This is a genomic window from Pseudomonas sp. LB3P58, from assembly GCF_054897895.1.
The window spans coordinates 3,802,806-3,815,785 of sequence record NZ_JBUBVE010000001.1; the positions used below are offsets into that span (position 1 = coordinate 3,802,806).

A 12,980-nucleotide genomic window follows, 5' to 3' on the forward strand; every position below is an offset into this window, starting at 1 on the left:
AAGCCCGCTCCCACAGGGGGATCACCTACTTAGTTGAAGCTGCGTCTTCGTCGCGTCGGTGCGCCAACTGATACAACGCCGGCAATATCAGCAGCGTCAGGATGGTCGAGGATAGGATCCCGCCGATCACCACCGTTGCCAGCGGACGCTGCACTTCCGCACCTGTGCCGGTTGCCAGGGCCATCGGAATGAAGCCCAGGGACGCCACAAGCGCCGTCATCAACACCGGACGTAGACGCGTTAGCGCGCCCTCGTTGATCGCATCACTGAGTGAGCGCCCCTCCTCCCGCAAATTGCGGATAAACGCAATCATCACCAACCCGTTAAGCACCGCCACCCCCGACAGCGCGATGAAACCGACGCCCGCCGAGATCGACAGCGGAATGTCCCTCAGCCACAACGCCATGACGCCGCCAGTCAAGGCAAACGGAATCCCGGTGAATACCAGCAAGCCGTCCTTGAGGTTGTTGAACATCATGAATAGCAGCCCGAACACCAGCAACAAAGCCACCGGCACCACGATCTGCAAGCGTTTGGCCGCCGACTGCAACTGCTCGAACTGCCCGCCCCAACGGGTCCAGTAACCCGCCGGCACCTGCACATCGCGCTCGATCACCTCTGCGGCCTCTTTAACGAAGGAGCCAATATCCCGCCCACGCACGTTGGCGCTGACAATTACCAGGCGCTTGCCGTTTTCGCGGCTGACCTGATTCGGCCCGAGCACCAGATCAAGGCTGGCGACGTCGTTGAGGGCGATGAAGCCAATCTGATCGGCAGCGCCATTCAGGGGCGCCGGCACCGGAATCAACAGCGCCGACAAGCCTTCGATGTCCTTGCGCATGGCATCGGACAGACGCACCACCATGTCGAAACGCCGATCGCCTTCATACAGTGTCCCGGCCTGACGCCCGCCGACCGCCACCGCAATGGTGTCCTGCACATCGCCGACGTTGAGCCCGTAACGCGCAGCCTTGTCGCGGTCGATGTTGATGGTCAGCACCGGCAGGCCGGTGGTTTGCTCGACCTTGACCTCGGACGCGCCGTTAACCTTCTGCAGGGCGGCGGCAATCTTCGCCGCCGTGGCGTTGAGCACCTCCATGTCATCGCCGAACACCTTGACCGCTACATCGCTGCGCACGCCGGAGATCAGTTCGTTGAAGCGCAACTGGATCGGCTGCGACAGTTCATAGTTGCTGCCCGGCAGCGTCGCGGCGGCTTGTTGCAGTTCGGCCATCAGCGTTTCACGGGACTTGCCCGGATCCGGCCACTGCTCCTTCGGCTTGAGCATCACGTAGCTGTCGGAGATGTTCGGCGGCATCGGGTCGGAGGCGATTTCAGCGGTGCCGGTGCGGGCGAACACGCGCTCGACTTCGGGCACTTTGTTGATAATTAACGTTTCCAGACGCTGCTGCATATCCACCGATTGGGTCAGACTAGTGCCCGGCACGCGCAAGGCTTGCAAGGCAAAATCGCCCTCGCTGAGGCTCGGCACAAACTCGCTGCCCATTCGGCTGGTCAGCACACCACTGAGCACAATCACCCCGAGCGCCGTGCCCACGGCCACTGCTCGATGGGACATCACCCAGGCCAGCGCCGGCGCATACACCTGACGTGCGCCACGCATGACCACGCCTTCCTCTTCCTTGACCTTGCCGGTGACAAACAGCGCAATGGCCGCCGGGACGAAGGTCACGGACAAGAGCATCGCACCGAGCAGTGCGATGACCACGGTGAAGGCCATCGGGTGGAACATTTTCCCTTCGACACCGCTCAGGGCGAAGATCGGCAGGTACACGACCATGATGATCAACTGGCCGAAAATCAGCGGCCGCCGCGCTTCTTTTGCCGCCGCGAATACCTCGTGAAAACGTTCGGAACGGGTCAGCAATCGCCCGTGATGCTGCTGCGCATGAGCCAGACGCCGCAGGGTGTTTTCGACAATCACCACCGCACCGTCAACGATGATCCCGAAGTCCAGTGCGCCGAGGCTCATCAGGTTGGCGCTGACTTTGTTGCTGAACATGCCGGTGAAGGTGAACAGCATCGACAGCGGAATCACCATGGCGGTGATCAACGCCGCGCGGATGTTGCCCAGAAACAGGAACAGAATCGCGATGACCAGAATCGCGCCTTCCACCAGGTTCTTTTTCACCGTGGCGATGGCCTTGTCCACCAGGTGTGTGCGGTCATACACCGGAACCGCGATCACACCTTTGGGCAGGGAGCGGTTGATCTGTTCAAGCCTGGTAGCCACTGCCTGGGAGACCGTTCGGCTGTTTTCGCCGATCAGCATGAACACTGTGCCAAGCACCACTTCGCGACCGTTCTCGGTGGCGGCACCGGTACGCAGTTCGCGGCCGATGTCCACGGTCGCGACGTTCTTCACCCGGATCGGCGTACCGTCGACATTGGCCATGACGATGTTGGCGATGTCCTCGACGCTCGCCACCTGGCCGGGCGCACGAATCAGCAACTGCTCGCCGCTGCGCTCGATGTAACCGGCGCCGACGTTGGCGTTGTTGCGCTCCAGCGCCGTGACCAGATCGGTGAGGGTCAGCTTGTACGCCGCCAGCCGTTTCGGATCGGGGGCGATCTGGTATTCCTTGGCGAATCCGCCGATGGTGTTGATTTCGGCCACACCGGGCACGTTGCGCAATTGCGGCTTGATGATCCAGTCTTGAATCACCCGCAGGTCAGTCGGCGTGTAGGCGGTGCCGTCGTCCTTGAGCGCACCGTCCTGCGCCTCCACCGTCCACAGGAAAATCTCGCCAAGCCCAGTGGAAATCGGCCCCATCAGCGCTTCCGCGCCCTCGGGCAATTGCTCCTTGGCGATCTGCAAACGCTCGTTGACCAATTGCCGGGCGAAGAACAGATCGGTGCCGTCCTTGAAAATCACCGTGACCTGCGACAGCCCCGAACGCGACAGCGAGCGGGTCTGCTCCAGCGCCGGCAGACCGGCCATGGCAGTTTCAATCGGGAAGGTGATGCGCTGCTCGGTTTCCAGCGGCGAGAACCCGGCCGCGCCGGTGTTGATTTGCACCTGGACGTTGGTGATGTCCGGCACGGCGTCGATCGGCAGCTTTTGATAACTGGCGATGCCGAGGCCGGCCATGAGGAGAACGGCGAGCAGCACGATGATGCGCTGCTCGATGGCAAACTGAATCAGGCGTTCGAACATGAGGACCTTCTCGTCGAGGGGGCGGATCAGTGGGAGTCTTCAGTGAGAGTGCTCAGCTGAGGCTTTGCCCAATTCCGATTTGAGGACGAAGCTGCCGGCACTGGCGACTTGCACGCCCGGTTCCAGCCCTTGGGTGACTTCCACCAAACCGGCCGCGCGACTGCCCAGTTCCACCGGTTGCGCCTTGAAGCCGTCGTCGGTGCGCACGAACACCGTGGGCTTGTCCTCGACGGTCTGGATCGCGGTTTCAGGTACGGCGACCTTGGCTTGGCGACTGTCGATAGCCACCAGCGCGGTGACGAACAGGCCGGGGCGCCACGAGCCTTGCGGATTTTCCAGTGTCACGCGAACCGTTGCAGTGCGGGTCTGTTCGCCGAGCAAACTGCCTACGTAGGCCACGGTGTCGGCGACTTCGGCATTGAGTTCCGGGGCGCTGACGGTGACCGGTTTGCCCACTTGCACCTTGTTCAGATCCTTGGGCGAAACGCCGAACGTCACCCACACCCGCGACAGGTCGGAGAGCGTAAAAGCCGCCGTGGTTTCATCGACCACTTCCCCCGGCGTCAGGTGTTTCTCCACCACCACGCCGTCGAACGGCGCGCGCAGTTCATAGCGATTGCCGCCGGTGGCGACCACGCTGCCACTGAGCACGCTGATCTTTTGCCGGGCATTGGTCAGGGAAATTTCGGCTTCTTCCAATGCTTGACGTGCCTGAAGGAAATCCTGCTCGGCGGAGATCCTGTCCTGCCACAGTTTTTTCTCGCGTTCGTAGGTGGTGTGCGCCAAGGTCAGGCGACGCTGTGCGGCAGCCTGTTCGCTGCGCTGATCGGAGATCTGCTGACTGGCGATCACCGCCAGCAACTGGCCCTTCTTCACCGACTGCCCGAGATTGACCGACACCGACTCGACCACGCCGGGCACACGCGGCACCACGTGCGCGGTGCGGTCTTCGTCAAAGCGCACTTCGCCGGGGAACGGCAAGCCGAGGCTGATGTTCTGCGCCCGCGCTTCGACCAGTTGAATGCCTGCCGCTGTGATCTGTTCGGTGCTCAACTCCAAGTGCCCTTCTTCTGTATGTTCACCGTCGGCTGCTGCGCCTTCTTCAGCGTGATCGGCGTGTTCCGCCGCTTCATCGGCGTGAGCGTCGATGGACGCATTGCCCGGCCACATCGAGCCAATTCCAATGCCCAGCGCCAACGTCGCCGCAGCAACCACGATCAGTTTTTTTTCCATGGAAACTCCTCTGCGCCATGCCATCGCGCAGTGATCTGAAAGATGAAATTCAAGGGCTGACGGAGAGGTCGCCGAAGATGCGTTCGATGCGTACTCGCGCATCCGTCGTCTCGCTGACGGCCTGGATGTATCGGCTGCGCGCGCTGATCAGGGTGCGTTGGGCGTCGAGCACGTCGAGGAATCCGAACTTGCCCATTTCGAAGCCGCGCGTGGCGCTGTCGACCGCACTTTGCGCGGCGGGCAGGATGGTCTGGTTGAACGCTTCGACTTCGCCGTTGGCGGTCTGCCATTGCTCAAGGGTGGTCTTGATTTGCGTGCGTAAACGCAGCTCGGTGGCGTTGCGCAGATCCCGCGCCTGATCGGTGCGCCGCGCCGCCGCCAGCACATTGCCCTGATTGCGATTGAACAGCGGAATCGGCATCGACAGCCCGACCACGTTGACCCGCTCGCGCTCGGTTTCACTGTATTGGCTGCCAATGCTTACGGTCAGGTCGGGAATGCGTTGCGATTTTTCCAGACCCAATGAGGCTTCGCGCTGATCGATCTGCAATTTGGCCAGACGCAACTCGGCGGTCTCGTTCAGGCGCTCAAGCAATCGGGTCGGCGGTGGCACGCTGGGCATGCTTTGCGTGGCCGCTTGCACGGTGGTCGAGGTTGGCAACGGTGAGCCCATGACCTGCGCCAATTGCTGATAGGCGTTGGCCTGATCGCGTTCGGCGCGGCTCAGTTCCAGGCGCACTTCGGAGCGTTGCACTTGCGCACGGGTGCCTTCGACTGGCGATGATTGACCGGCCTCGATGCGCCCTTGGGCGACGCGCAAACCGTGTTCGGCGAGTTGCAGCGACTGGCGCGACAACTGCAAGCGTTGTTGCGCGGTCTGGGCGCTGTTGAACGCCTGAATCACATCAGCGCGCAAGGCATTGCGCTTGCGCTCCCATTCGATCCCGGCGGCGTCCTGCGCGCGGCTGGCGACGTCGATCCGTGCGCCGCGTTTACCGCCCAGTTCGATCGGTTGGCTGAGCCTCACCGTGGTGGTTCGCGAATCGCGGCGGGTGTCTTCGGCCTCCCACGACACTTCGGGGTTGGGGATCAGACCGGCCTGTTTGCGCTCACCCTCGGCGATGCCAATTTCCCACTGCGCAGCCGCCAGATCCGGGTTACCGGCGAATGCCGTTTGCAGGGCTTGATCGAGGGTCAGGGTCGATGCATGCACAAGACCCGTGCCGGCCAGCAACACAACGCTGGCCGTCACTGTCCTCGCTGTTTTTTTCAGGCGTGATCGCGCCGTCAGTTCTTTTAAACCGGGCAATGGAAGACTTCCTTTATTCAAGAATCTTTGATGCCGCCACGGTAGGGTTTTGAACTTATCGGCAAGGTGACTGGAACATTACAAATCCGTTATCCACGGTTTGTGGAAGTTGTTTTGATTTAGGATGCGAAGTGCGAAAGGCGACATAGCAATACATGGAAACAAATACACGGTAGTTATCTGCCAAACAGCACTTGCCTGAATGCGGCGCATGGGCATTCGGGCTTGCCCGCTGCGACAGGCTGTCGCAGATCGCCACTTTAAGGGCTCAAGACCCAGCATTTCAGTTGACCCTGTAGCCACTACAGCCTTTACCTTGTCCGCCATCACACAGGGAAATCTCTGTAGGAAACCAGGAGCTCACAGCCTCTAGTCGTTATTCAAATCCGTCCGGAAGCCCCTACAAAAACAACAACTTTCCCGGCCACCTTAATTAAATATCCATTAAATAAAAGTGGTGATAGATCATGCGAATCCTTGTCGTCGAGGACGAGCTTAAAGCTGCCGAATACTTGCATCAGGGACTGACAGAAAGTGGTTATATCGTTGACCACGCGGCCACCGGCGCCGATGGACTGCATCTGGCGCAACAGCAGGCGTATGACCTGGTGATTCTGGATGTGAACCTGCCGGAACTCGATGGCTGGGGAGTCCTGGAACAATTGCGTCGCACCCATTCCACCCGAGTGATGATGCTCACTGCGCGCGGTCGTCTGGCCGACAAGATTCGTGGTCTGGATCTGGGCGCCGATGATTATCTGGTCAAACCGTTCGAGTTCCCCGAATTGTTGGCGCGGGTGCGCACGCTGATGCGCCGCAGCGAAAACATCCCGGTGCCGCAGGTGCTCAAAGTCGCCGACCTGGAACTCGATCCGGGGCGCCATCGCGCCTTTCGCGGCGAGCAGCGCATCGACCTGACCACCAAGGAGTTCGCCCTGCTGCATCTGCTGATGCGACAGTCCGGCGAGGTGCTCACCCGCACCCAGATCATTTCACTGGTGTGGGACATGAACTTCGATTGCGACACCAACGTGGTCGAAGTGTCGATCCGGCGTTTGCGCGCCAAGATCGACGACCCGTTCGACAGCAAACTGATCCATACCCTGCGCGGTGTCGGCTATGTACTGGAGGCGCGGGATTGAAGCCGGCCAGCCTGTCGCTGCGCCTGGGCCTGACCGTCAGTATCCTGGGGGCGGTGCTGGTGGTGTTCCTGGCTGTATTGGCGTTCTTTGCCCTGACCCATGAACTGAACGCGTTATCCAGGGACAGCCTGGCGCAGAAGATGGAACAGGTGGAACACAGCCTGTCGCTGTACGCCGATTCCGCAGAAATTCGTTCGGCGCCGCACATTCTGCTCGATCAGGTCATGGGCCATGACAACCTCACCCTGACGATTTATGACCGCGCCAACTTGCGTACGCCGCTGTTGAAATCCGGCTCCGGCATGGTCGACCCGCGTCTTGAGCGCAAGGCAGCGCTGGCCGCCAACGAACAACTGGCGTTCTCGGGCAGCACCGACGATCAAGACAAGCGCTACCTGACCGCCTCTCGGTTGATCCGCATCAAGGACGGCACCCGCGTCCCGGTGCTGCTGTCGATGGACGATGCCCACAATCAGGCGTTGCTCAACGCCTATCTGCGCTCGACACTGATTGCTTTGCCGTTGCTGCTGATCTTCATCGGCCTCAGTGCCTGGGCCGCCGTACAGCGGGGGCTGAGGCCGCTGCGCGAGTTTCGCAAAGTGGCGGCGATGGTCTCGACGCAAGACCTCGGCCATCGGCTGTCGGTGCTCGACATGCCCCAGGAACTCAGTGAACTGGCCCAGGGGATCAACTTCATGCTGGATCGCCTCGACAATGGCGTGCAGCAGTTATCGCAATTCTCCGATGACCTGGCCCATGAACTGCGCACGCCGATCAACAATTTGATGGGCAAGGCACAGGTGACGCTGTCCCGGGAACGCACGGGCGAGGCGTACAAAAACGTTTTGGTGTCTTGCACCGAAGAACTGGAGCGTGTCGCGCGGATTGTCTCGGACATGCTGTTTCTGGCGCAGGCCAGTCACCCGGCAGCGCTCACGTCCTTCGAGTCGGTCACCCTGGAAGAAGAAGCCGAAAAGGTGGCCGACCTGTTTTCCTTGTCGGCTCAAGACAAGCGCATAAGCCTGAGCGTGACCGGCAGCGCACGCGTACTGGGCGACCGCTTGATGATTCAACGGGCAATATCGAACCTGCTGTCCAACGCCCTGCGTCACTGCCCGTTTGGGCAAACGGTTTCGCTACACATTGAGCAAGAGGCGACTCAGGTTTCGCTGCGGGTCAGCAACCCCGGCGCGGGCATCGAAGCACAGCATCTGCCGCATCTATTCGACCGCTTTTACCGCGTCGACAGCAGCCGCTCCCGCTCGCAGGGCAGCACCGGACTGGGCCTGGCCATCGTGCGCTCGATCATGAGCTTGCATCAGGGGGTGGCCGAAGTTGAAAGCCTGCCCGGTGCGATGACCGTGTTCAGACTGGTTTTCCCCGATATCCAGAATCGCCTCGCGGGTGAATCAGCCGCGTCCTACATCCCGATCCTGCCTTCGACTTTAACGTAATGACTTGACCGAATTCGGCAGGAACAGAAACCTTGACCTATTCGATTCTTGTGATAGAAATATACGCAGGTAACGTACAGAACATGGACGCTCTTTTTATCGAATTACCCGCATTTCAAAAGCACAGAAATGACTACCTGGACGACGAACTGTTTCGCAGCTTTCAACTGGAGCTGCTGAAAAACCCGGAAGCGGGCGATCTCGTGGAAGGTACGGGCGGTTTGCGCAAAGTCCGCTTCTCCGACCAGCGACGAGGCAAAGGCAAGCGCAGCGGATTACGGGTGATTTATTACTGGTGGTCAGGTTTCGATCAATTCTTGCTGTTCACGGTGTACAGCGAAAATGAGCAAGACGACCTGACGCCTGCCCAGAAAAAACTTTTCAGACAAACGCTGGATAGAGAAATCAATACGAGAACTCACTATGAAACGTGACATTTTTTCCGAACTGATGGAGGGCCTCGAAGCCTTGGCCGACGAGCGCCAAGGTAAGGTCACGCTGCGGAGCCACAAGGTCAAACTGCCAAAACTGGTACCAATCACTGCCGAGGAAGTGGTAGCCATACGCCAACAACTCAACCTTTCCCGTTCGGTATTCGCGATGTATTTGCGTACGAATACCCGGACGCTGGAAAACTGGGAGCAAGGACGAGCGAAACCTAATGCTCAGGCGACAACGTTGATCCGGCTGGTTGAGCGCTTTCCGGAGACGGTTCAACAACTGGCGGCGCTGACCTGAAGTGCTCTCTGCGTTTTCAATGACGCCATCGCGAGCAGGCTCGCTCCCACAGGGGACCGAGTTTGCCCAAGGGAATGCGGTCAAATGTGGGAGCGGGCTTGCTCGCGAAGGGGCCCTCTCTGGCACAAAAGAAAACGGCACCTTACGGTGCCGTTCGCCTTTCAAAGTCCAGCTGTTTACTTACGCGCATCCGCCCACGATTTCAGCAGTTCGTTGTAGCTCACGGTTTCACCCTTGGGCTTCTCGTTGGCCAGTTTCGGCTTCGGTGCGCCCGGTTGATCGAACCAGTATTGCGCGTCGCGTTCCGGGTTCATTTTCGGCGCACAAGTGGCCTGGGCCTTGGAGCGTTCCAGACGGGTCATGATCGCGTCCTGATCCTTGGCCAGACCATCGAGCGCCTGTTGCGGGGTTTTGTCGCCGCTGGCGGCTTCGGCGATGTGGCTCCACCACAATTGCGCCAGACGCGGATAATCCGGCACGTTGGTCCCGGTCGGAGTCCATTGCACACGGGCCGGGCTGCGATAGAACTCGACCAGGCCACCGAGCTTCGGTGCCAGGTCGGTCATGGCTTGCGAGTTGATGTCCGACTCGCGGATCGGGGTCAGGCCAACGATGGTTTTCTTCAGCGACACGGTTTTCGAGGTCACGAATTGCGCATAGAGCCAGGCAGCCAGTTTCTGTTTCTCAGGCGTGGACTTCATGAACGTCCACGAACCCACGTCCTGATACCCCAGCTTCATGCCCTCTTCCCAATACGGACCGCGCGGCGATGGCGCCATGCGCCATTTCGGCGTGCCATCGGCGTTGACCACCGGCAGGCCCGGTTTGGTCATGTCGGCCGTGAACGCGGTGTACCAGAAGATCTGCTGGGCGATGTTGCCCTGGGAAGGTACGGGACCGGATTCGGAGAAGGTCATGCCCGCCGCTTCCGGTGGCGCGTAAGCCTTGAGCCAATCGACGTATTTCGTGGTGGCAAACACCGCCGCCGGGCCGTTGGTGTCGCCGCCACGGGTTACGCTGGAGCCGACCGGGTGGCAATCCTCGACACGGATACCCCACTCGTCCACCGGCAAACCGTTAGGCAAGCCCTTATCGCCGCCACCCGCCATGGAGAACCAGGCGTCGGTGAAACGCCAGCCCAGGGACGGGTCCTTCTTGCCGTAGTCCATGTGCCCGTAGACCCGCTTGCCGTCGATTTCCTTGACGTCTTCGCTGAAGAATTTGGCAATGTCTTCATAGGCCGACCAGTTCACCGGTACGCCCAACTCGTAACCGTACTTTTCCTTGAACTTGGCTTTCAGGTCCGGGCGCTCGAACCAGTCGGCGCGGAACCAGTACAGGTTGGCGAACTGTTGATCAGGCAATTGATAAAGCTTGCCATCGGGAGCGGTGGTGAAGGAAAGACCAATGAAGTCCTTGAGGTCCAGGGTCGGCGAGGTGAAGTTTTTACCTTCATTGGCCATCAAGTCAGTGATCGCTTCGGTCTTGCCGTAACGGAAGTGTGTGCCGATCAAGTCAGAGTCATTGACCCAACCGTCATAGATGCTCTTGTCCGATTGCATCACGGTCTGCAGCTTCTCCACCACGTCGCCTTCTTGCAGCAGGTCGTGGGTCACTTTAATCCCGGTGATCTCGGTAAAGGCTTTGGCCAGCACTTTCGACTCATACTCGTGAGTGGTCAGGGTTTCCGAGACCACCTTGATGTCCATCCCGCGAAACGGTTCGGCCGCCTTGATAAACCACTTCAATTCTGCGAGCTGTTGATCGGCCGTCAGGGTGGACGGTTTGAATTCGCTGCCAATCCATTTCTTGGCGGCGTCTTCATAGGCATCGGCCCAGGCTGCAGCGCTCAACCCGCTGAGTGCCAGCATGGCTGCCAATGAAACGCTATGTCGCAGCTTATTGTTTTTGTCGAACATAGAGACCTCCTTTTAGGGTTTCGGAGCAACTTTGCCGAGCGATTCGACTAGCCCCAACGCATCACAGCCAACAGCCACACCAGGGACAACGCGAACGCCACCCAGATGCTCCAGTCGGTGACGCCGATTACCAGCAAATGCAGGTAGGCGCTGCCGAGAAGACCGATAAACAACCGATCGCCACGGGTGGTGGCAATCGGCAACAAACCACGCCGGAGAATGCTCGGCGAACGCAATTCCCAGGTCGTCATGCCCACCAGGATCAAGGCAATGACGCTGAAGAACGCCGCCGTAGGGCCGGTCCAACTCATCCATTCCATCATCAGCTCCTCAGACCCGGCCCAGGGCAAAGCCCTTGGCCACGTGGTTGCGAACAAACCAGATCACCAGCATGCCCGGCAGGATGGTCAACACCCCCGCCGCCGCCAGCACGCCCCAGTCGATGCCTGACGCCGAGACCGTGCGCGTCATCACCGCCGCAATCGGTTTGGCGTTGACCGACGTCAGCGTCCGCGCCAGCAGCAGTTCGACCCAGGAAAACATGAAGCAGAAAAACGCCGTCACGCCGATCCCGGAGCCAATCAGCGGCACGAAAATTTTCACGAAGAACTTGGGGAAACTGTAGCCGTCGATGTAGGCCGTTTCGTCGATCTCCTTCGGAACGCCAGACATGAATCCTTCAAGGATCCACACCGCCAACGGCACGTTAAACAGGCAATGAGCCAACGCGACGGCGATGTGCGTATCGAACAAACCGATCGAGGAATACAGCTGGAAGAACGGCAGCAAAAACACCGCCGGCGGTGCCATGCGATTGGTCAGGAGCCAGAAGAACAGGTGCTTGTCACCGAGGAACCGATAGCGCGAGAACGCATACGCGGCCGGCAATGCCACGCTCAGCGAAATCACCGTGTTCAGGCTCACGTAGTACAGCGAGTTGAGGTAACCGGTGTACCAACTCGGATCGGTGAAGATCACCTTGTAGTTGGCGAAGGTGAAATCCTGCGGAAACAACGTCAGGCCGCCGAGGATTTCGGTGTTGCTCTTGAAGGACATGTTCAGCAGCCAGTAGATCGGCACCAGCAGGAACAGGATGTAGATCAGCAGTGGAATGAGCTTTCTTTTACTCATGGCAGACCTCAGCGGTTGGCGTCAGAGTGAGTCATGGCCGTATAGAACAGCCAGGACACCAACAGGATGATCAGGAAGTACACCAGCGAGAAAGCCGCCGCCGGGCCGAGGTCGAATTGCCCTACCGCCATCTGGGTCAAGGTCTGACTCAAGAAGGTCGTGGCATTCCCCGGACCACCACCGGTCAGCACAAACGGCTCGGTGTAGATCATGAAACTGTCCATGAACCGCAACATCACCGCGATCAACAGCACGCTCTTGAGCTTGGGCAACTGGATGTGTCGGAAAACCGCCCAGGCCGATGCCCGATCAATCCGCGCCGCCTGGTAGTACACGTCCGGAATCGCCCGCAGCCCCGAAAAACACAACAGCGCCACCAACGACGTCCAGTGCCAGACGTCCATCACCAGCACCGTGACCCAAGCGTCCATGGTGTTGGCCGCGTAGTTGTAGTTCAGGCCCATGGCCTTGAGGCTGGCGCCGAGCAATCCAATGTCGGCCCGACCGAAGATCTGCCAGATCGTCCCCACCACGTTCCACGGAATCAGCAACGGAATCGCCAGGATGATCAGCACCAGCGATGACCAGCGGCCTTTGATCGGCATGGTCAGGGCGATGGCGATGCCCAGCGGGATTTCGATCAGCAGCACACAGCCGGAGTAAATGAACTGACGCAGTAAAGAGTCATGCAGGCGCGGATCGAGCAGCACTTGCTTGTACCAGTCGGCGCCGACGAAGTAGCGGCTGGACTGGTCGAAGATGTCCTGCACCGAGTAGTTGACCACCGTCATCATCGGGATCACCGCACTGAACGCCACCAGCAAAAACACCGGCAACACCAGCCACCAGGCCTTGTTGTTCTGCACCTTGTTCATG

At 59.7% G+C, this 12,980-nt stretch carries 11 protein-coding genes; 4 read left to right on the plus strand and 7 right to left on the minus strand.

Going from position 1 to position 12,980, the window contains the following annotated elements:
- Positions 1-25: 25 nt before the first annotated feature.
- Genes ACYZTZ_RS17665 through ACYZTZ_RS17675 form a run of 3 tightly spaced genes read right to left on the minus strand, consistent with a single transcriptional unit; the run spans position 26 to position 5,720 of the window.
- On the minus strand, positions 26-3,178 hold the full coding sequence (locus ACYZTZ_RS17665; RefSeq protein ID WP_461999179.1) for a CusA/CzcA family heavy metal efflux RND transporter: 3,153 nt from the start codon (positions 3,176-3,178) through the stop codon (positions 26-28).
- Between the two features lie 39 nt (positions 3,179-3,217).
- Positions 3,218-4,411 carry an efflux RND transporter periplasmic adaptor subunit gene (locus ACYZTZ_RS17670; protein ID WP_461999180.1) on the minus strand — a complete coding sequence of 398 codons (1,194 nt, stop codon included), beginning with the start codon at positions 4,409-4,411 and terminating at the stop codon, positions 3,218-3,220.
- A 49-nt stretch (positions 4,412-4,460) separates the two neighbouring features.
- The gene (locus ACYZTZ_RS17675; RefSeq protein WP_461999181.1) at positions 4,461-5,720 is read right to left on the minus strand and encodes a TolC family protein; all 1,260 of its coding nucleotides are present in this window, start codon (positions 5,718-5,720) and stop codon (positions 4,461-4,463) included.
- A 467-nt stretch (positions 5,721-6,187) separates the two neighbouring features.
- Between ACYZTZ_RS17675 and ACYZTZ_RS17680 the strand changes: the two genes are divergently transcribed.
- The 4 genes from ACYZTZ_RS17680 (at position 6,188) to ACYZTZ_RS17695 (ending at position 9,054) form a co-directional block, all read left to right on the plus strand.
- Positions 6,188-6,862, plus strand: a complete 675-nt coding sequence (locus ACYZTZ_RS17680; RefSeq protein WP_461999182.1) for a heavy metal response regulator transcription factor — start codon at positions 6,188-6,190, stop codon at positions 6,860-6,862.
- Positions 6,859-8,316: a heavy metal sensor histidine kinase gene (locus ACYZTZ_RS17685; protein ID WP_461999183.1), complete on the plus strand. Its 1,458-nt coding sequence runs from the start codon at positions 6,859-6,861 to the stop codon at positions 8,314-8,316. Before ACYZTZ_RS17680 ends, ACYZTZ_RS17685 begins: the two co-directional genes overlap by 4 nt.
- An 83-nt stretch (positions 8,317-8,399) precedes the next feature.
- Positions 8,400-8,750, plus strand: a complete 351-nt coding sequence (locus tag ACYZTZ_RS17690; protein WP_462000688.1) for a toxin — start codon at positions 8,400-8,402, stop codon at positions 8,748-8,750.
- On the plus strand, positions 8,740-9,054 hold the full coding sequence (locus tag ACYZTZ_RS17695) for a helix-turn-helix domain-containing protein (protein WP_095128978.1): 315 nt from the start codon (positions 8,740-8,742) through the stop codon (positions 9,052-9,054). Before ACYZTZ_RS17690 ends, ACYZTZ_RS17695 begins: the two co-directional genes overlap by 11 nt.
- Positions 9,055-9,230: 176 nt before the next feature.
- Here the strand turns inward: ACYZTZ_RS17695 and ACYZTZ_RS17700 are convergent, their stop codons facing one another.
- From ACYZTZ_RS17700 to ACYZTZ_RS17715, 4 genes are read right to left on the minus strand one after another with little or no spacing between them, the layout of a single operon-like run.
- Positions 9,231-10,973 carry an ABC transporter substrate-binding protein gene (locus ACYZTZ_RS17700; protein ID WP_461999184.1) on the minus strand — a complete coding sequence of 581 codons (1,743 nt, stop codon included), beginning with the start codon at positions 10,971-10,973 and terminating at the stop codon, positions 9,231-9,233.
- 47 nt (positions 10,974-11,020) lie between these two features.
- Positions 11,021-11,293: a DUF2160 domain-containing protein gene (locus ACYZTZ_RS17705; protein ID WP_008146061.1), complete on the minus strand. Its 273-nt coding sequence runs from the start codon at positions 11,291-11,293 to the stop codon at positions 11,021-11,023.
- 10 nt (positions 11,294-11,303) lie between these two features.
- Positions 11,304-12,104, minus strand: coding sequence for a carbohydrate ABC transporter permease (locus ACYZTZ_RS17710; protein WP_007896138.1), 801 nt, complete (start codon positions 12,102-12,104; stop codon positions 11,304-11,306).
- An 8-nt stretch (positions 12,105-12,112) separates the two neighbouring features.
- Entirely contained in the window at positions 12,113-12,979 is an 867-nt protein-coding gene (locus tag ACYZTZ_RS17715) for a carbohydrate ABC transporter permease (protein ID WP_046047473.1), read from the minus strand.
- Between the last annotated feature and the right edge of the window lies 1 nt (position 12,980).